This window comes from Cupriavidus sp. HY129 (genome assembly GCF_059492215.1).
The window spans coordinates 1,324,770-1,343,753 of the sequence record NZ_CP083254.1 but is presented as its reverse complement, the minus strand read 5'-3'; the positions used below and the strand labels follow the sequence as shown (position 1 = coordinate 1,343,753).

14 protein-coding genes are annotated in these 18,984 nt (G+C 64.1%); 7 read left to right on the top strand and 7 right to left on the bottom strand.

All coding sequences use genetic code 11. The annotated features are described in order from the left end of the window. Together K6G35_RS06185 and K6G35_RS06180 are read right to left on the bottom strand one after the other, a co-directional pair. Positions 1 to 456, bottom strand: coding sequence for an acyl-CoA thioesterase (locus tag K6G35_RS06185; RefSeq protein ID WP_008648594.1), 456 nt, complete (start codon positions 454 to 456; stop codon positions 1 to 3). 106 nt (positions 457 to 562) lie between these two features. Beyond that, positions 563 to 1,501, bottom strand: a complete 939-nt coding sequence (locus tag K6G35_RS06180) for a histone deacetylase family protein (protein WP_035881938.1) — start codon at positions 1,499 to 1,501, stop codon at positions 563 to 565. A gap of 433 nt (positions 1,502 to 1,934) precedes the next feature. Between K6G35_RS06180 and phaP1 the strand changes: the two genes are divergently transcribed. Beyond that, positions 1,935 to 2,513 carry a TIGR01841 family phasin PhaP1 gene (gene phaP1 / locus K6G35_RS06175; protein ID WP_035881937.1) on the top strand — a complete coding sequence of 193 codons (579 nt, stop codon included), beginning with the start codon at positions 1,935 to 1,937 and terminating at the stop codon, positions 2,511 to 2,513. Positions 2,514 to 2,787: 274 nt separating this feature from the next. Here the strand turns inward: phaP1 and lpdA are convergent, their stop codons facing one another. The 4 genes from lpdA to aceE all read right to left on the bottom strand — a co-directional run bounded on the left by lpdA (position 2,788) and on the right by aceE (position 9,819). Further along, positions 2,788 to 4,566 (bottom strand): dihydrolipoyl dehydrogenase, encoded by a 1,779-nt coding sequence (lpdA, locus tag K6G35_RS06170; RefSeq protein ID WP_011515978.1) that lies wholly within the window; start codon positions 4,564 to 4,566, stop codon positions 2,788 to 2,790. Between the two features lie 39 nt (positions 4,567 to 4,605). Then, positions 4,606 to 5,202, bottom strand: coding sequence for an Ntn hydrolase family protein (locus K6G35_RS06165; protein WP_035881919.1), 597 nt, complete (start codon positions 5,200 to 5,202; stop codon positions 4,606 to 4,608). Between the two features lie 63 nt (positions 5,203 to 5,265). Then, positions 5,266 to 6,930 carry a dihydrolipoyllysine-residue acetyltransferase gene (gene aceF, locus K6G35_RS06160; RefSeq protein WP_286880880.1) on the bottom strand — a complete coding sequence of 555 codons (1,665 nt, stop codon included), beginning with the start codon at positions 6,928 to 6,930 and terminating at the stop codon, positions 5,266 to 5,268. A gap of 201 nt (positions 6,931 to 7,131) precedes the next feature. Then, positions 7,132 to 9,819: a pyruvate dehydrogenase (acetyl-transferring), homodimeric type gene (aceE, locus tag K6G35_RS06155; protein WP_035881893.1), complete on the bottom strand. Its 2,688-nt coding sequence runs from the start codon at positions 9,817 to 9,819 to the stop codon at positions 7,132 to 7,134. Positions 9,820 to 10,256: 437 nt separating this feature from the next. Here aceE and K6G35_RS06150 point away from each other — a divergent pair, with 437 nt between their 5' ends. After that, positions 10,257 to 12,869 (top strand): PAS domain-containing sensor histidine kinase, encoded by a 2,613-nt coding sequence (locus K6G35_RS06150; RefSeq protein ID WP_035881890.1) that lies wholly within the window; start codon positions 10,257 to 10,259, stop codon positions 12,867 to 12,869. 137 nt (positions 12,870 to 13,006) lie between these two features. Further along, the gene (locus tag K6G35_RS06145; RefSeq protein WP_008650428.1) at positions 13,007 to 13,639 is read left to right on the top strand and encodes a response regulator transcription factor; all 633 of its coding nucleotides are present in this window, start codon (positions 13,007 to 13,009) and stop codon (positions 13,637 to 13,639) included. Positions 13,640 to 13,737: 98 nt separating this feature from the next. Here the strand turns inward: K6G35_RS06145 and K6G35_RS06140 are convergent, their stop codons facing one another. Then, entirely contained in the window at positions 13,738 to 14,433 is a 696-nt protein-coding gene (locus tag K6G35_RS06140) for a hypothetical protein (RefSeq protein WP_495676213.1), read from the bottom strand. A 169-nt stretch (positions 14,434 to 14,602) separates the two neighbouring features. Here K6G35_RS06140 and folD point away from each other — a divergent pair, with 169 nt between their 5' ends. The 4 genes from folD (at position 14,603) to xth (ending at position 18,984) form a co-directional block, all read left to right on the top strand. Continuing rightward, positions 14,603 to 15,460, top strand: coding sequence for a bifunctional methylenetetrahydrofolate dehydrogenase/methenyltetrahydrofolate cyclohydrolase FolD (folD, locus tag K6G35_RS06135; protein ID WP_495676212.1), 858 nt, complete (start codon positions 14,603 to 14,605; stop codon positions 15,458 to 15,460). A gap of 133 nt (positions 15,461 to 15,593) precedes the next feature. Further along, the gene (locus tag K6G35_RS06130) at positions 15,594 to 17,696 is read left to right on the top strand and encodes a M3 family metallopeptidase (RefSeq protein ID WP_495676211.1); all 2,103 of its coding nucleotides are present in this window, start codon (positions 15,594 to 15,596) and stop codon (positions 17,694 to 17,696) included. A gap of 38 nt (positions 17,697 to 17,734) precedes the next feature. Beyond that, complete coding sequence (locus tag K6G35_RS06125; protein WP_035881887.1) at positions 17,735 to 18,190, top strand: hypothetical protein; 456 nt, start codon at positions 17,735 to 17,737, stop codon at positions 18,188 to 18,190. Next, positions 18,187 to 18,984, top strand: coding sequence for an exodeoxyribonuclease III (gene xth, locus K6G35_RS06120; protein ID WP_008650438.1), 798 nt, complete (start codon positions 18,187 to 18,189; stop codon positions 18,982 to 18,984). The genes K6G35_RS06125 and xth overlap by 4 nt, the downstream gene beginning before the upstream one ends.

Below are 18,984 nucleotides of genomic sequence, written 5' to 3'. Positions count from 1 at the left end.
TTAATGTGGTCGCTGTGCCTGCTGGCCAATCACCAGCGCCTCGAGCGCCTGGCGCAAAGGCTGCGGCAGCGGCACCGGCCGGCGCGTTTCGCGATCGACATACACGTGCACGAAATGTCCTTGCGCGGCGGCGACGTCATCATCGTTGCAAAACAGCCCTACCTCGTAGCGCACGCTCGAATTGCCGAGCTTCGCCACGCGCAGCCCCGCCACCACTGTGTCGGGAAAACTCAGTGACGAGAAGTAGTTGCACTGCGTCTCGATCACCAGACCGATCGTCTCGCCCGCCTCGATGTCCAGCACGCCAGCCCGGATCAGGTACGTGTTAACGACCGTATCAAAATAACTGTAGTAGACAACGTTGTTGACGTGACCATAGACATCGTTATCCATCCAACGCGTCGTGATCGGCTGGAAGTGTGCGTAGGCACTGCGGCAATCAGGTTCGGGCTTCATTGTTATTGGGGTCTGGAATGGCTCGGACAAATGGCACCGGCCAGATGCACGACAGCTCGATATGAGCGCACTGGCCGCCACAAGGTTCCAATGGATTGCAATCAATTCATGACACGTTCGCGCGTTCGACGGCAAGTTGCGCGTGATATCGCGCGGCAAGCGTGATGGTCTGCGTATGCACGGCGACCGTGTCCTCGATCTGGTTGCCATAGCCACCTGCCATAGCGACGGCGACCGGCAACCCACGTGATCGCGCAGCTTCGAACACCATCGTGTCTCGCCGCGCAAGACCGGCCATCGTGAGCTTCAATCGCCCCAGGCGATCACCCTCATGAGGGTCGGCGCCGGCCAGGTAGATCAGCAGATCGGGATCGAATCGTGCGAACAGGGTATCGAGCGCGGACGCCAGCGCGACGGCATAGGCGCCGTCATCGCACCCATCCGGCAACCCGACGTCGAGATCGCTCGCTTCCTTGCGGAATGGGTAGTTCTTCTCGCCGTGCAGCGACAGCGTGAATATCGTCGGATCATCACGCAGGATCGATGCGGTACCGTTGCCCTGGTGGACGTCGAGATCGATGACTGCCACACGCCGCACGCTGCCGTCGCGCTGCAGGCGACGCGCCGCAATCGCCGCGTCATTGAATACGCAAAACCCTGCCCCCTTGTCCGCGTACGCGTGGTGAGTGCCGCCAGCCAGATTCGCCGCGATACCCTGCTCCAGCGCGACCCTGCAAGCGGCAATCGTCGCGCCGGCCGAGCGTCGGGAACGCTCCACCATTTCATGCGACCAGGGAAAGCCGATCTCGCGCTGACGCGCCGCATCGAGTTGGCCGGTGGAGACCTCCTCGATATAGGCAGCGGTGTGGGCCAATGCGAGTGTTTCATCGTCGGCACGCGGCGCCTCGCGCAATTCCACCCCACCCACCTCACGCACCACCGCATCACGCACCACCGCATCACGCAGCATGCTGTATTTGCGCATCGGAAAACGGTGACCCGGCGGCAACGGCAGGACGAAATGATCGGCGTAAAAGGCAAGCATCGGGAGGGGCAGGATGAGCAGCCCGGAAAGTGCCTGAATGACATCATTATCCGACCGGGCAGTCAGCGATGGTAGCACTCCCCTCCCGCTGCGGCACACCAATCGCCGAAACCGCCAGAAAACGCCAGGATCTCCCGCGCCGCATCAAGCGGTGGACTCAGGAAAAACCCTTAATTTACGCGGCATACGTCGACTTCTATGCGCTTTCGACGGGGTGGTTCGGGCGATTTTTTGTGCAACGCACAAAAACCGCTTGACACTCATCGTTGTTCTCTTAGAATTGCAATTGTTGCGGCGCATCAAAGCCTTCGGGCAGCGCCGAAATACGAGACACACGCTCGGGCTGGCCAGGACACTGAAGTCATGGCTTTGACATCTGGGCGGCTTAATTTCACTTTTGCTTGACCTTGAAGCTCACCACTGGAGACCCGCAATGATCCTGACCCCGGAACAAGTTGCAGCCGCACATAAAGCCAACCTCGAAACCCTGTTCGGCCTGACCTCGAAGGCTTTCGAAGGCGTGGAGAAGCTCGTTGAGCTGAACCTGCAAGTGGTCAAGGCCACCCTGGCTGAGAACGCCGACAACGCCAAGAAGGCGCTGACCGCCAAGGACGCCCAGGAACTGCTGGCCATCCAGGCATCGCTGGTGCAGCCGGTTGCCGAGAAGACCCTGGCCTACACGCGTCACCTGTACGAAATCGCTTCGGAAACCCAAAGCGAGTTCACCAAGGTTGCCGAAGCCCAGCTGGCTGAAGGCACGAAGAACGTGCAAGCCCTGGTCGACAACCTGGCCAAGAACGCTCCGGCCGGTTCGGAGTCGACCGTGGCGATCGTGAAGTCGGCGATCTCGGCGGCCAACAACGCCTACGAGTCGGTGCAGAAGGCTACCAAGCAAGCCGTTGAAATGGCTGAGAGCAACTTCCAGGCCGCTGCCACCGCCGCGACCAAGGCTGCCCAGCAAGCCAGCGCCACGGCCCGCACCGCCACCAAGAAGTCGGCCGCTGCTGCCTAAGCATCTGTATCTGTAATACCAACGCACCGGCTCTGGCCGGTCCGTTGGCAAAACGCCCCGCCCACGCGGGGCGTTTTGCCAACGGAGGCGATCCCGATCGCCTCGTACCGGTGTCTCCTCGGTACCCGATTCCAAAAGGTATCGTTCAAGCCCGGCCCCTGACTACCAGGGGCCGGGCTTTTTTTCGTCGCGCCCTCCCCGCTGCTCGCAGGAAAATCGAGACAAATAAAAAAACCCGCCGAATCGGCGGGTTCTCTCACTACGGCGCCAGCAATCAGCGCTTGCGCGGCGGCGGCACGTCCGTGCACACACCTTCGTAGATTTCCGCAGCCATGCCGATCGACTCGCCCAAGGTCGGGTGCGGGTGAATCGTCTTGCCAATGTCCACGGCATCCGCGCCCATCTCGATGGCCAGGCAAACTTCGCTGATCAGGTCGCCCGCATGGGTACCGACGATACCGCCACCGATGATGCGATGGGTTTCCTCGTCGAAAATCAGCTTGGTGAAACCCTCGTCACGGCCATTGGCAATCGCGCGGCCCGAAGCGGCCCATGGGAACACGCCCTTGCTGTACTTGATGCCTTCGGCCTTGCACTGGTCTTCGGTCTTGCCGGCCCATGCCACTTCCGGATCGGTGAACGCCACTGACGGGATCTGCTTCGCGTCGAAGTAGGCCTTCTCGCCATGCGCGGCCTCGGCGGCCACGTGTGCCTCATGCACCGCCTTGTGTGCGAGCATCGGCTGGCCAACGATATCGCCGATCGCGTAGATGTGCGGCACGTTGGTGCGCATCTGCTTGTCGACATCGATGAAGCCACGATCGGTCACAGCCACACCGGCCTTCTCGGCACCGATCTTCTTGCCGTTCGGGGAACGGCCTACCGACACCAGCACGGCGTCGTAGCGCTGCGGCTCGGCCGGCGCGGACTCGCCCTCGAACTTCACGTAGATACCGTCCGGCTTCGCTTCCACGCCGACAGTCTTGGTCTTCAGCATCACGTTATCGAAGCGATGCTTGTTCACCTTGTCCCAGACCTTGACCAGATCGCGGTCAGCGCCCTGCATCAGGCCGTCGAGCATTTCCACGACATCGAGTCGCGCGCCGAGCGTGCTGTAGACGGTGGCCATTTCCAGGCCGATGATGCCGCCGCCAATCACGAGCATCTTGTTCGGGATGTCGCGCAGTTCCAGCGCGCCCGTCGAATCGAAAATGCGCGGATCCTCAGGGACGAACGGCAGCTTCACGGCCTGGCTGCCGGCCGCGATGATCGCCTTTTCGAAGCGGATCACGGTCTTCTTGCCATTGGTGGCCTTGCTGTCGCCTTCCGTTTCCTGCACTTCCAGATGATGCGGATCCAGGAACGTGCCGATGCCGCGCACCACCTGCACCTTGCGGGCCTTCGCCATTCCCGACAGACCGCCGGTCAGCTTGCCGACCACGCTTTCCTTGTAGTGCCGCAGGCCATCCAGATCGATCTTGGCTTCGCCGAACAGGATGCCGTGCGCGGCCAGCGCCTTGGCCTCGTCGATCACCGCCGCGTTGTGCAGCAGCGCCTTCGACGGGATGCAGCCCACGTTCAGGCAAACGCCGCCGAGGGTGCCATAGCGCTCGACCAGAACGGTGTTCATGCCGAGGTCCGCCGACCGGAAAGCCGCCGAGTAACCGCCGGGGCCTGCGCCCAGCACCAGCATTTCGCACTGGATGTCGGCGCCACCGGCATGCGTGGCGGCCGCCGGAGCCGCTGCCGGCGCCGGAGCGGGCGCAGCCGCGGGCTTGGGCGCTGCCGCCGGAGCCGGGGCAGGAGCCGCCGCCGCGCCACCTTCGACGGTGCAGATCAGCGTGCCCTTGGCAACCTTGTCGCCCACCTTGACCTTGACGTCCACGACCTTGCCGGCGGCCGACGACGGCACTTCCATGCTGGCCTTGTCGGACTCCAGCACGATCAGCGACTGTTCTTCCTCGACCGTGTCGCCGGCCTTGACCAGCACCTCGATCACTTCCACCGCGTCGAAATCGCCGATATCCGGCACCTTGACTTCGATCACACTCATGTTCTTCCTCCTGGGATGCGCACGCTGTCCGCCTTGGGATCAGGCCGCGCCGTCTTTGTTGGTTGCCACTTGCAGCCGTACCGTATGCACGTCGATCGGTGCCGCCGAACTCTTGTCGAACTCGATACCCGCTTCCACGCCGATTCGCGCAATCGCTCCAGCATCCAGGTCCGAGCGGTCATACACCGCGTGCATGGCGCCGAGCGCGTAGTTGCGGCCCGAGCCAATGCCCCAGAAGCGATCGAACGAAAACACCTCGCGGTACGAATAGACGCCGAAAATGCCGCCCGAATTGGCGATCAGGCAAACGATCTGCGATGACTCGTAGGGGTCGTCCTCGTCTTCCTTGGTGTTGATGAAATACTCGTTCTTGAGCTTTTCATGCACCTTGAGGAAGGTTCGGAACACATCGTCGCGGGTATGCAGCCGGCATTCCTCGCCCATGCCCGTCAGCAGGCTTCGCATGACCGGGAAATGCGCGGTGGTGCCTGCCAGCCCGACGAAACTGTCGCCAACGGGAATCACCTTCTGGTTCCGCTCATAAGCGCGCGACAGCCGCGTATCGCCGAATGTCACCAGCGCATCGGCACCGATCGCCACCTCGTCACCTTTCCTGACGACAACGCAGGTAGTCATGGCTCGCCCCTTGAATGCAATGCAGACGCGCCCGCCAGGTTCGCTGGCGGGCGTTGCCGATGCTTACAGCAGAATCCGGCGGAAATCCGCCAGCAGCGCTGCGAAGTACGTGTTGAAGCGCGCGGCCTCGGCGCCGTCGATCACGCGGTGATCCCACGACAGCGACAGCGGCAGCGTCAGGCGCGGGGCGAATTGCTTGCCGTCCCATACCGGCTTCATATACGACTTGCACACGCCCATGATGGCCACTTCCGGCGCATTGATGATCGGCGTGAAGTACGTGCCACCGAGGCCGCCGAGCGACGAGATCGAGAAGCAGCCGCCTTGCATCTGGTCAGGCTTCAGCTTGCCGTCGCGCGCCAGCTTGGCCAGATCGCTCATTTCCTGGCTGATCTCGAGCACGCCCTTCTTGTCGGCGTCCTTGATCACCGGTACGACCAGACCGTTCGGGGTGTCGGCCGCGAAACCGATGTTGAAGTACTTCTTCAGCACCAGGTTGTCGCCGTCCAGCGAGGCGTTGAAGTTCGGAAACTTCTTGAGCGCCGCAACGGTAGCCTTGATCATGAACGCAAGCATCGTCACCTTGATGCCAGCCTTCTCGTTTTCCTTGTTGAGCTGCACGCGGAATGCCTCAAGCTCGGTGATGTCCGCTTCGTCACAGTTCGTGACGTGAGGGATCATGACCCAGTTGCGATGCAGGTTGGCGCCAGAGATCTTCTTGATGCGCGACAGCGGCTTCGACTCCACTTCGCCAAAGCGCGTGAAGTCCACCTTCGGCCACGGCAGCAGGTCCAGGCCCACGCCGGTGCCAGCGGCGGCAGCCGGTGCGGACGGCGCGGCAGTCTGGCCGCTCATGACGCTCTTGACGTAGTTCTGCACGTCTTCCTGCGTGATGCGGCCCTTGGGAGCTGTGCCCGGCACACGCGACACGTCGACACCCAGCTCGCGCGCGAACTTGCGCACGGACGGGCTGGCGTGAGCGGCCTTGCCGGTCGTACCTTGCACCGCAGGCGCGACGGCCGGCGCGGCAACAGGTGCCGGCGCCGCGGCCGCCGGTGCGGGCGCGGGAGCCGCTGCGGCAGGCGCCGGGGCGGCTGCCGGGGCCGGAGCTGCTGCGGCAGCGCCGCCAGCAGCTTCCAGGATCAGGATCAGCGTGCCTTGGGCGACGTTATCACCGACCTTGACCTTGATTTCCTTGACCGTGCCGGCCTGCGGCGACGGCACATCCATGGTGGCCTTGTCGGACTCCAGCGTCACCAACGCGTCTTCGGCGTTGATCTGGTCACCCACCTTGACGTGGATTTCGATGACCGGCACGGCGTCGTAGTCGCCGATATCGGGCACCTTGACCTCGACCGTGCCACCGCCAGCAGGGGCAGCGGCCGGAGCCGGGGCAGCGGGAGCGGCCGCCGCGGGTGCCGCGGCGGCAGGGGCCGGAGCCGCCGGAGCAGCAGCGGCTGCGGGAGCCGGAGCGGCGGCAGCGGCGCCTGCGGGCTCGAGCATCACCAGCACGGAGCCTTCGGAAACGCTGTCACCCACCTTGATCCGGACTTCCTTGACCGTGCCGGCCTGCGGCGACGGTACATCCATGGTGGCCTTGTCGGATTCCAGCGTCACCAGCGCGTCTTCCGCGTTGATCGTGTCGCCCGGCTTCACGTGCACTTCGATGACGGGAACGGCGTCGTAGTCGCCGATATCCGGCACCTTGATTTCAATCGCTTGACTCATTCAGTGTCTCTCCTGGGCAGCCGGCACTCTGGCCAGATACGACAAACGCGACAAACGCAATCGGCGAGGTTACTCTCGCCACACGCATCTGTCACGCTGCCGCGCATCACCATTCGCCGCGGTGCGCCGCCGGGTCAACCAGTGGCACGCCGCGGCGCGGCGGGTGCCGCGCTGCGGGGGTTCAGTCGTGCAAGTCCGGGGTCAGACCGACATCGGGTTCGGCTTGTTCGGGTCGAGGTTGTACTTCTTGATGGCCTCGGCCACCTTCTCGCGACCGATCGCGCCTTCGTCGGCCAGCGCCTTCAGCGCGGCCACCGTGACCCAGTAGCGGTCCACTTCGAAGAAGTGGCGCAGCTTCTCGCGGGTGTCCGAGCGGCCGAAGCCGTCAGTGCCCAGCACCACGTAGCGACGCGGCACGAACGGACGGATCTGCTCGGCGAACGCACGGATGTAGTCGGTGGACGCGATGACCGGACCGCGCACGCCCTTGAGCTTCTGGGCGACGAACGATTCGCGCTGCGTGCCGGTCGGGTTCAGCAGGTTGTGACGCTCGACTTCCTGGCCTTCACGGGCCAGTTCGGTGAAGCTCGGGCAGCTCCACAGATCCGATTCCACGCCCCAGTCCTTCTTGAGCAGGTCGGCGGCGGCGATCACCTCGCGGAAGATCGTGCCCGAGCCCAGCAGTTGCACGCGCGGCGCGTTGCTGTTCTCCACGCCCTTGCGGAACTGGTACATGCCCTGAACGATGTCGCGTTCCACGCCAGCCGGCATTTCCGGATGCTCGTAGTTCTCGTTCATCACCGTCAGGTAGTAGTACACGTCTTCCTGTTCGGCATACATGCGGCGCAGGCCGTCCTGCATGATCACGGCGAGTTCGTACTGGAACGTCGGATCGTACGAGATGCAGTTCGGGATCACAGCGTGGAACACGTGTGAGTGACCGTCCTCGTGCTGCAAGCCTTCACCGTTCAGCGTGGTGCGGCCAGCGGTACCGCCCAGCAGGAAGCCGCGCGAGCGCATGTCGGCGGCGGCCCAGCACAAGTCGCCGATACGCTGGATGCCGAACATCGAGTAGTAGATGTAGAACGGGATCATCTGCACGCCATGCGTCGAGTACGACGTGGCGGCGGCGATCCAGTCGCACATGGCGCCGGCTTCGTTGATGCCTTCCTGCAGTACCTGACCCGTCTGCGATTCCTTGTAGAACATCAGTTGGTCATGGTCTTCCGGCACGTACTTCTGGCCTTCCTGGTTCCAGATACCAACCTGGCGGAACAGGCCTTCCATGCCGAAGGTACGCGACTCGTCCGGCACGATAGGCACCACGTGCTTGCCGACCTGCTTGTCCTTGAGCAGCGTGTTCAGGATACGCACGAAGGCCATCGTGGTGGACACTTCGCGGCCTTCGCCGGTGGCCTTGAGCAGCGCTTCGAACGCCGACAGCTCGGGCACCTTCAGCGCCTCGGCCTTCATGCGGCGGGCCGGCAGGTAGCCGCCCAGGTCCATGCGCGCCTTGCGCATGTATTCCAGTTCCTTCGAGCCTTCCGGGAAGGTCAGGTACGGGACTTCTTCCAGCTTGTCATCCGCCACCGGGATGTTGAACTGGTCGCGGAACGCGCGGATCGCGTCCACCGGCATCTTCTTCTGCTGGTGGGCCACGTTCATGGCCTGGCCGGCATCGCCCATGCCATAGCCCTTGATGGTCTTGGCCAGGATCAGCGTCGGCTGGCCCTTGTGCTCGCTAGCTGCCTTGTAGGCCGCGTAGACCTTGTGCGGATCATGGCCGCCGCGGTTCAGGCGCCAGATGTCGTCGTCGGACCAGTCGGCCACCATGGCCTTCAGTTCCGGCGTATTGAAGAAGTGCTCGCGCACGTAGGCGCCGTCCTTGGCCTTGAAGGTCTGGTACTCGCCGTCCACGCATTCCATCATGCGCTTCATCAGCAGGCCCTTGGTGTCGCGCTGCAGCAGCGGATCCCAGCGGCTGCCCCAGACCAGCTTGATCACGTTCCAGCCCGAGCCACGGAATTCCGATTCCAGTTCCTGGATGATCTTGCCATTGCCGCGCACCGGGCCATCCAGGCGCTGCAGGTTGCAGTTGATCACGAAAACCAGATTGTCCAGCTTCTCGCGGCCGGCCATGCCGATCGCGCCCAGCGATTCCGGCTCGTCGGTCTCGCCATCACCCAGGAACGCCCATACCTTGCGGTCGCCGGCGTTCACCAGGCCACGGCTGGCCAGGTACTTCATGAAGCGGGCCTGGTAGATCGCCATGATCGGGCCCAGACCCATCGACACGGTCGGGAACTGCCAGAAATCCGGCATCAGCCAAGGGTGCGGGTACGACGAGATGCCCTTGCCGTCCACTTCCTGGCGGAAGCTGTCGAGCTGTTCGGGCGTCAGGCGACCCAGCAGGAAGGCGCGCGAGTAGACGCCCGGTGCCGAATGGCCCTGCACGAAAACGAGGTCGCCACCGCTCTGCTCCGACGGAGCGCGCCAGAAGTGGTTGTAGCCCACGTCATAGAGCGTGGCCGCCGAGGCGAACGACGAGATGTGGCCGCCGACGTTGGTGTGCTTGTTGGCGCGCAGCACCATGGCCATCGCGTTCCAGCGCGTGTACGAGCGAATGCGGTGCTCGATGTCCTGGTCGCCGGGAATGCGGGCCTGCTGCTCTACCGGGATAGTGTTGATGTACGGCGTTTCGGCATGAAACGGCTGGGTAACGCCGTTCACGCGCGCGTATTCGATTTGCTTGTCGATCAGGAACGCGGCGCGCTCGGTGCCTTCCGCGTTGAGGACGCCCTGCAGGGCGTCCAGCCATTCGTGCGTTTCCTGGGGATCTGCGTCGTTGGCGCTGCTGGCGCCGAGGATCTGCTCTGGTACAGCGGACATGACTGTCTCCTGGTGAATTCCTGCCCGGTGCCCACACAGCGAAGCGCGGGACTCCAGCGGCCGGTCTTGACGGTTTGTGACGTCGCGGCGGAGCGCCAAGCCTTGCCCTGGCATCGGTAGGCCAAAGCCGGATCCTCTCTGGGGCTGATGACGCGTTCATCGCCCGGATCCTGTACTCAGCAAGCGCAGTGCGCCCGCCCGCATTGATCGGTCGAAGCGATTCTATGGAAGCACAGCAAGTGATGACAAGCTAAATTTTCAGATTACGAAGTCATTTCTTATAATGTGAAATATTGCGGCAGTGCATCAGAAATCGCATCGCGTCCGTCTTCCAAGGCCTCGCGACCAGCGCACAAATACTGTGCCGTGTAGGCGCTTTCCCCAAGCGACGCACCGCAATAAAGTGGATAAACTGCTCGGTCAGCCGTCAATCCCCTATGCAGTTTCTCAAACGAATTCTCTCCGGCCTGCGCACGGCCATTCTGCCTCCGAACCCTGCCGGCGCCGTCAGCGATGCCCCTCACGGGGTAGTTCATGCCGCCCGTACAAATGGTGGCGACGCCCATGGCGCCCCCCAGGCCGAGGCACAAGACAGCACCGATGGCACGGACGGCGGCACGCCGCTTGCCGCCGCCCCCCGCCGCCTCTGGATCACGCGCTGGCGCAATCTCGTCGCCACGAGCTGGTTCATGTTCATCCCGCTCGTGGCCATCGTGCTGTTCACGGTGGCGATGGGCGTCATCCTCTGGTCGCTCCACGAAACCGAGCACCAGCAGCAGCGCGACGCGCTATACCGCGACGCCGCCTGGGCGCAGCAGCGAGTGCGCCTGTCCCTGCTGAGCAACCAGGACCAGTTGGCCTCACTGGCGCGGGATATTGCCGCCGCACAACTCGACCAGGGCGCCTACCGGACGGCCGCACAGGAAATCCTGCGCGAGAACCCGGAGATCGTCTTCATCAACTGGCTCGACGCCACGCGGCGCGGCCGCTGGTCGCTGCCATCGACGTCGGAATTTGCTGCCCGCCTGCGTGAAACCGCCGATCAGCCGCTCGAGCCCGAGGTCCTGGACACGTTCGACGCCGCGCGCGAGACCCAGCGTGTGGTCTATTCCCGGCCGCTAATGAACGATCGCGGCGACAGCTTCATGCTGATGGAAGTGCCGATCGTGCGCGATAACGAGTTCCTGGGCACGCTGGGCGCGCTCTACTCGATCAACGGCATCCTGACGCACCTGCTGCCACCGGAGTTGACCGAGCGCTACCGCTTCTCGCTGATCGACAAGAACAACCAGACCCGGGCCAGCACCTCGGTACGTCCGGTACCGGGCAACGCGCTGTCCTACGAAGTCTTGCTCGACCCGCCGGGCCATTCGCTGTCCCTGCGCGCCGACGCCTACCCGCCGCCGTCGAACCTGCCCAACAATATGTTGCTGTGGCTGGTGGTGGGCCTGTCGTGCTTCCTGCTGTGGAGCCTGTGGAGCATGTGGCGCCATACCAGCCGTCGCTCCGAGGCCCAGCGCGCCCTGCTGGCCGAAACCTCGTTCCGTCGCGCGATGGAAAACTCGATGCTGATCGGGCTGCGGGCGCTAGACCTGAACGGGCGAATTACCTACGTGAATCCCGCGTTCTGCCGCATGACGGGCTGGACCGAGAGCGATCTGGTCGGCCGCGTGCCGCCCTTCCCCTACTGGCCGCCCAATGACCAGCAGGAGATGCAAAAGCAGATCGACCTGACGTTGCAGGGCAAGTCGCCGGCCACCGGCTATGAAATGCGCGTCATGCGCCGTGACGGCAGCAGCTTCTTCGCCCGCATGTACGTATCGCCGCTGGTCGACAGCCGTGGCCGCCATACGGGCTGGATGAGCTCGATGACGGACATCACCGAGCCAAAGCGCGCCCGCGAGGAACTCGCCGCCGCGCATGACCGCTTCACGACGGTGCTGGAAAGCCTGGACGCGGCTGTGTCGGTGCTGGCCACGGACAAGGCCGAACTGCTGTTCGCCAACCGGTACTATCGGCAACTCTTCGGCTGGGAAGCCGAGGGCCACCTGAAGCTGGCCGGGGACGATTTCGACAAGGACCAGATGTCGAGCGACAACACCGACTTCGTCGACGCCTATGCCGGCCTGCCTGCTTCGGAACTGATGCCGTACGCGTCCGACGCCCGCGAGGTGTTCGTGCCGGACATGCAGAAATGGTTCGAAGTGCGCCGCCGCTATATCCAATGGGTGGACGGCCACCTCGCGCAGATGCAGATCGCCACCGACATCACGGTGCGCAAGGCAGCCGAGGAAATGGCGCGCCAGCACGAGGAACGCCTGCAGTTCACGAGCCGCCTGACCACGATGGGCGAGATGGCGTCGTCGCTGGCGCACGAGCTGAACCAGCCGCTGGCGGCCATCAACAACTACTGCATGGGCGCCGTGGCTCGCCTGCATTCGGGCCGGAGCACGCCGGAAGACCTGATCCCGGTGCTGGAAAAGACCTCGGCGCAGGCGGTGCGTGCGGGCACGATCATCAGCCGCATTCGCGGTTTCGTGAAACGTAGCCAGCCGCAACGGCGCGAGGCCTCGCTGCACGACATCGTGGCCGATGCCGTGGGCCTGGCCGACCTGGAGGCCACGCGACGCCGCGTCACGATCCTGACCCGCCTGCCGACCCCGCCGCTGATGCTCTACGTGGACCCGGTGCTGATCGAGCAGGTACTGGTCAACCTGCTCAAGAATGCCGTGGAAGCGATGGCTGGCATGCCGGCCCTGCGCGCCGCGGGCGTGGTACGGTTGCACGCCCGGGTAGAAAACGTCGAGTTTGGCCAGTGCGTCTGCATCGACGTGATCGATCAGGGCCCGGGCGTGGACGAAGCCACCAAGGAGCGCCTGTTCGAGCCGTTCTTCAGCACCAAATCGGACGGCATGGGCATGGGCCTGAATATCTGCCGTTCGATCATCGAATCCCATCAGGGCCGTCTGTGGGTAGAAAACAATGTGGACGGCATCGGCTGTACGTTTAAAATCACCCTGCCGCTGCAGCCTGCGCTACCCGAACAGTAACGGGGATGCCCTCGGGCGAAGCGGACGACCCTCTGCCGCGGGGCATCGGGAGGTCGTCCGGATCGTTCACCCGGGGTGTTGCGCACTGCCGCTGGCGGTTACACTTCGTTGCAAACGACTTTGCCCCAGGAGATTTCATGACCGCAACGCCCAGCCCCACGCCTCATCGTGGCGAGACCGTATTCATCGTCGACGACGATGAAGCCATGCGTGACTCGCTGACCTGGCTGCTCGAGGGCAACGGCTACCAGGTGCGCAGCTTCAACAGCGCCGAGCAGTTCCTGTCCGCCTACGACGCCAGCCAGGTTTCGTGCCTGATCCTGGACGTCCGTATGCCCGGCATGAGCGGCCCGGAGTTGCAGGAGCGCATGATCGCCGAGAACATCGACATCCCGATCGTCTTCATCACCGGCCATGGCGACGTGCCGATGGCGGTCTCGACGATGAAGCGCGGTGCGATCGACTTCATCGAGAAGCCGTTCGACGAATCGGAACTGCGCTCGCTGGTGGAACGGATGCTGCAGAAAGCCCGCACCGATCACTCGGCCGCGCGCGAGCAGCGTGCCGCCAAGGACCTGCTGAGCAAGCTGACCACGCGCGAGCAGCAGGTGCTCGAGCGCATCGTGGCAGGCCGTCTGAACAAGCAGATCGCCGACGACCTGGGCATTTCCATCAAGACCGTGGAGGCGCACCGCGCCAACATCATGGAAAAGCTCAACGTCAACACGGTGGCGGATCTGCTGCGCCTGGCGCTCTCGCGCAATAGCTGAGTCCCGCCTTGCCGCTCCTTCTCCCCGTCGCGGCGGGAAGGAGCTGGCCCCTTGCCGATTGCCGACCGAACGGCGCCTGCCCGTCTCTTGGCCGCTCGTTACTTCCCCGTCAGATAGTCCTCGTCCGTGAACGTCAGCACCCATTGCGGGCGATAGACGACGAAGATCGCCACCAGCATCCCGGTCAGGAATGCCTCGCCGAACCCGATCACCACGGCGCCGGTCAGGCTGTCCCCGATCGTCAGCCCGGCGTGGGGCGGTCCCAAATGGAAATGCCAGAGCGTGCGAAGGCTGCCGGCGACGATGGCGGCCACCAGCGGGGCGAAATAGCCGTGGCCGAGAATGAAGATGAACGGGTGGCGCGGTAGCCGGCGTCGCATCACGGCCTGCAGCCCGGCAGTCAGCACCCCCGGAACCACCGCCATCCAGATAAAGCGCGGCGCCATGGATACCCAGGCGATATCCGCCCAGCCCTGCCCCGCCAAGTAAGCCAGCCCCAGCAGCGACACCAGATCGACGACGGCCAGCGTCAGCATCGCCAGCGGCAGCCCGAACATCGTCACCGCCAGCGGGGCCCCCATCAGCTGAACCACGACCCCGGTCCCGACCGTCGCCCGCGCCGACCACAGCAAGGTCAGGAATACGAGCCCGCCGAGCCAGGCGTGCTGGAGCGGTTCCTGCCGCAGCAGCCGCCATGGCCGCTGCGACGCCACCCAGGCGAGCATCGCCACGGAGAGGGTCGGAAGCGGCCAGGTCGCCAGCAGGGCCTGAAGTGAGGAATCGTCGATCTGCATCGGGCGGATGCTAGCAGCCCCGGCCAGAAACCGGGTTGTATCCGATCAAGCCAGGCAGCCCGTTCTGATTCTGGTCAACCCCTTTATAATTCGGGTTTCACGAGCGACGCCGGCCACCCCGCCGGCGCCGGCTCCCCGTTTCCCCAAGCCTCTCCAGTCACGTATCCCCATGTCCGCTCACCTGATCGACGGTAACGCCCTTGCCAAACAAATCCGCGCCGAGGCCGCCCAGCGCGCTGCCCGCCTGACCGCGGCCGGCCACCAGCCCGGCCTGGCCGTGGTACTCGTAGGCGAGGACCCCGCCAGCCAGGTCTATGTGCGCAACAAGGTGAAGGCGTGCGAGGACAACGGATTTTATTCGTCGCTGAACCGCTACCCGGCCGACCTGTCCGAAGCCGACCTGCTGGCCCGCATCGACGAACTGAACAACGACCCGAAGATCCACGGGATCCTGGTCCAACTGCCGCTGCCCAAGCATATCGACAGCCACAAGGTGCTCGAAGCCATCGCCCCAGAAAAGGACGTAGACGGCTTCCACGTGGCCAACGCCGGCGCGCTGATGACCGGCGCCCCGCTGTTCCGCCCCTGCACGCCGTACGGCTGCATGAAGATGCTCGAATCGATCCAGTATCCGCTGCGCGGCGCGCGCGCCGTGGTGGTGGGTGCCTCGAACATCGTCGGCAAGCCGATGGCCATGATGCTGCTGCAGGCTGGCGCAACGGTAACGATCTGCAATAGCAAGACGCGCGACCTCGCTGCCCACACCCGTGATGCCGACGTGATCGTCGCCGCCGTGGGTCGCCGCAACATCATTACTGCCGACATGGTCAAGCCGGGTGCCGTGGTGATCGACGTGGGCATGAACCGTGACGACGCCGGCAAGCTGTGCGGCGACGTGGACTTCACCGGTGTGCGCGAAGTGGCCGGCCATATCACCCCGGTTCCGGGTGGCGTGGGCCCGATGACGATCACGATGCTGCTGATCAATACGCTGGAAGCCGCGGAACGCAAAGCCGGCATCGCCTGAGTGATGCTCTAGGTGAGGGCCTGAGTGATGGGCCAATCGCGCCAATAGCTAAGTCGTACTGGATATTTCGGCGCATAGGCCTCATCTTGCACGTGTGATGCCGCATCCCGGCAGCCAATCGGAATTTGCCACCATGACTGATACTACCGACCGCGCCAGCAACCCGTTGCTTGATTTCTCCGACCTGCCGCGCTTCGCGGAGATCCGGCCCGAGCACATTAGCCCGGCGCTGGACGTGCTGCTCGCCCAGGCGCAGGCAGCCGTCGCCCGCGCCGAGGATTCGGCCACCCCCGCCACCTGGGCCAGCGCCGTCGAGGCACTGGAAGTCGCCACCGAGCCGCTCGGCCGCGCCTGGGGCGTGGTCGGCCATCTCAGCGCGGTAGCCGACACCCCCGAGTTGCGCAAGGCACACGCCGATTACCTCCCCCGCATGACCGAATTCTGGTCATCGCTGGGCCAGAGTCTGGCCCTGTACGAAAAGTACAAGGCCGTCGCCGCCGGCCCCGAGTTCGCGAGCCTTTCGCCGGCGCGCAAGCAACTGCTCGAGAACGAGCTGCGCGGGTTCCGCCTGGGCGGCGCCGAACTGGCCGAGGACAAGAAGCCGCGCTTTGCCGAGATCCAGGAACAGCAGGCGCAACTGTCAAAGGCGTTCTCCGACCACGTGCTCGATGCCACCAATGGCTACGCCCTCTATATCGAGGACGAAGCACGCCTGTCCGGTATTCCGGCCGACGCAAAGGAAGCCGCGGCGCTGGCCGCCCAGAAGGATGGCAAGGCAGGCTGGAAGTTCACGCTGCACTTTCCGTCGTACTTCCCTGTGCTGCAATACGCGGACGACCGCTCGCTGCGCCAGACCATGTACGAGGCCAGCGTCACGCGCGCCTCGGAACTGGGCCCGCAGCACGGCAATGGTCAGGCCGACTGGGACAACACGGCCAATATGCGCGAGCAACTGACGCTACGCCGTGAAGAGGCGCATATGCTGGGCTACGCCAACTATGGCGAAGTCTCGCTGGTGCCGAAAATGGCCGAGTCGCCGGCCGAAGTGCTCAAGTTCCTCGACGAGCTGGCCGTCAAGGCCCGCCCGTTCGCCGAACACGACTGGACCGAACTGCGCGAATTCGCCGCCGCCGAACTCGGCCTGAACGACGTCGCGCCGTGGGATGTCGCCTACGCGTCTGAAAAGCTGCGCCAGAAGCGCTATTCGTTCTCCGACGACGAGGTCAAACAGTACTTCCAGGAACCGAAGGTGCTCGAAGGGCTGTTCGGCGTGGCCGAGAAGCTGTTCTCGGTCCGCATCCAGCCGGACACGACCCAAACCTGGCACAAGGACGTGCGCTTGTTCCGCGTGGTGTCGCCTCAGGGCGCGCTGCTCGCCCAGTTCTACATTGACCTGTACGCGCGCGAAGGCAAGCGCGGCGGCGCCTGGATGGATGATGCGCGTGGCCGCAAGGAACGCGGCAACGGCACCGTGCAAACGCCGGTGGCCTACCTGACCTGCAATTTCACCGCGCCGGTCGGCGACAAGCCCGCGCTGTTCACGCATGATGAAGTGATCACGATGTTCCACGAGTTCGGCCACGGGCTGCACCACATGCTGACGCAGGTGGGCGACCTCGGCGTGTCCGGCATCAACGGCGTGGAATGGGATGCCGTGGAGCTGCCGTCACAGTTCATGGAGAACTTCTGCTGGGAATACGAGGTGCTGTCGACGATGACGGCCCACGTGGAAACCGGCGCGCCGCTGCCGCGCGCGCTGTTCGATCGCATGCTGGCCGCGAAGAACTTCCAGAACGGCATGATGACGCTGCGCCAGATCGTGTTCTCGTCGTTCGACATGCACCTGCATACCGACTACGACCCGCAGGGTGCGGTATCGGTGCTCGAACTGTCGCGCAAGATCAACGACGCGAAGCACGTGGTGCCCCAGTCGCCGCTGTCGCGCTGGCCGAATACGTTCAGCCACATCTTCGCGGGTGGCTATGCCGCCGGTTACTACAGCTACAAGTGGGCCGAAGTGTTGTCCGCCGATGTTTACGCAGCATTCGAGGAAGCCGCACAGCTCTCCGGCAGCGTGCTCGACAGCGCAACCGGCGAGCGTTATCGCCGCGAGATCCTGTCGGTGGGTGGTAGCCGCCCGGCGATGGAATCGTTCGTGGCGTTCCGCGGCCGCGCGCCGCAGATCGACGCGCTGCTGCGGCACGGTGGCATGACGGAAGCAGCAGTCGCTGCCTGACCGCCACCTACCCCGCCCTGCCCCCAGGCGCCCGGACCATGAACATTCCTTTCCCGATTCGCAAGGAATGTCCACCGGGCGCCTGTGTCTGCAATCGCGATGCGCTGCTGGCGGACCCCCACGCCGATCTGCGCATCCTGCAACTGACACAGCAGGAAGAGAAGAAGCTGGTTGACCGGCTGGAGAACATTGCCACACTCGATGAACTCGAGCGGATGAAGGCCAGGATGCGCGATTTGCTCGGCATCGTTATCAGCATCACGCCGAGCGACAACGTGGTACGCACGACGCGCGGCTTCCGCATTGAACTTGCGGACCAGCCAGGCCTGTGCCGCAAGACCCGGCAGGCGATCCCGGCCGCGATCCGCCGCAGCATGGATACCCATCCGGAAATCGCCTACGCGATCCTGGACCAGCGCGGACTGCTTGGCGGCATGGACGCCATCGGCGACGCGCACGGCGACAACGACAATCCAAACAAAAACGAGATATGAGAATCGCAAGCTGGAACGTCAACTCCCTCAAGGTACGTCTGCCGCAGGTACTGCAATGGTTAGGCGCTCAGGATGCCGCGGGCGCGCCGATCGACGCGCTGTGCCTGCAGGAACTGAAGCTGCCCGATGACAAGTACCCGCTGGCCGAACTCGAAGCGGCCGGCTTCCATAGCATTTTCACGGGCCAGAAAACCTACAACGGTGTGGCGATCCTGGCACGCAACGCGGCCATGCCCGTGCCGACTGACGTGGTGCGCAACATTCCCGGCTATGAGGATGCGCAGCAACGCGTGATCGCCGGCACGTACGGCGACGTACGTCTGATCAGCGCGTACTTCCCGAATGGTCAGGCGCTGGACTCGGACAAGTTTGTCTACAAGCTCGACTGGCTCAAGGCCATGATCGAGTGGCTGCGCGCCGAAATGGCCCGGTATCCGAAACTCGCGCTGCTGGGCGACTTCAACATCGCCCCGGAAGACCGCGACGTCCACGACCCGGCCAAGTGGGAAGGCCAAAACCTGGTCTCGCCGCAGGAGCGCGACGCGTTCCGGACATTGATCGGCCTGGGTCTGGTCGACTCATTCCGCATGTTCGAACAGCCCGAGAAAATGTTCTCGTGGTGGGATTACCGAATGATGGGTTTCCGCCGCAATGCCGGGTTGCGTATCGACCATATCCTGCTTTCGGCCGACCTGGCGCGGCAGTGCGCGACATGCGTCATCGACAAGGAGCCCCGCCGCTGGGAGCAGCCGTCCGACCACACCCCGGTCGTGGCCACGCTCACGCTCGGCTAG

Coding starts and splice junctions, on each gene's coding strand:
- K6G35_RS06185 (WP_008648594.1), bottom strand. CDS start 456: ATGAAGCCCGAACCTGATTGCCGCAGTGCCTACGCACACTTCCAGCCG.
- K6G35_RS06180 (WP_035881938.1), bottom strand. CDS start 1,501: ATGCTTGCCTTTTACGCCGATCATTTCGTCCTGCCGTTGCCGCCGGGT.
- phaP1 (WP_035881937.1), top strand. CDS start 1,935: ATGATCCTGACCCCGGAACAAGTTGCAGCCGCACATAAAGCCAACCTC.
- lpdA (WP_011515978.1), bottom strand. CDS start 4,566: ATGAGTGTGATCGAAGTCAAGGTGCCGGATATCGGCGATTTCGACGCG.
- K6G35_RS06165 (WP_035881919.1), bottom strand. CDS start 5,202: ATGACTACCTGCGTTGTCGTCAGGAAAGGTGACGAGGTGGCGATCGGT.
- aceF (WP_286880880.1), bottom strand. CDS start 6,930: ATGAGTCAAGCGATTGAAATCAAGGTGCCGGATATCGGCGACTACGAC.
- aceE (WP_035881893.1), bottom strand. CDS start 9,819: ATGTCCGCTGTACCAGAGCAGATCCTCGGCGCCAGCAGCGCCAACGAC.
- K6G35_RS06150 (WP_035881890.1), top strand. CDS start 10,257: ATGCAGTTTCTCAAACGAATTCTCTCCGGCCTGCGCACGGCCATTCTG.
- K6G35_RS06145 (WP_008650428.1), top strand. CDS start 13,007: ATGACCGCAACGCCCAGCCCCACGCCTCATCGTGGCGAGACCGTATTC.
- K6G35_RS06140 (WP_495676213.1), bottom strand. CDS start 14,433: ATGCAGATCGACGATTCCTCACTTCAGGCCCTGCTGGCGACCTGGCCG.
- folD (WP_495676212.1), top strand. CDS start 14,603: ATGTCCGCTCACCTGATCGACGGTAACGCCCTTGCCAAACAAATCCGC.
- K6G35_RS06130 (WP_495676211.1), top strand. CDS start 15,594: ATGACTGATACTACCGACCGCGCCAGCAACCCGTTGCTTGATTTCTCC.
- K6G35_RS06125 (WP_035881887.1), top strand. CDS start 17,735: ATGAACATTCCTTTCCCGATTCGCAAGGAATGTCCACCGGGCGCCTGT.
- xth (WP_008650438.1), top strand. CDS start 18,187: ATGAGAATCGCAAGCTGGAACGTCAACTCCCTCAAGGTACGTCTGCCG.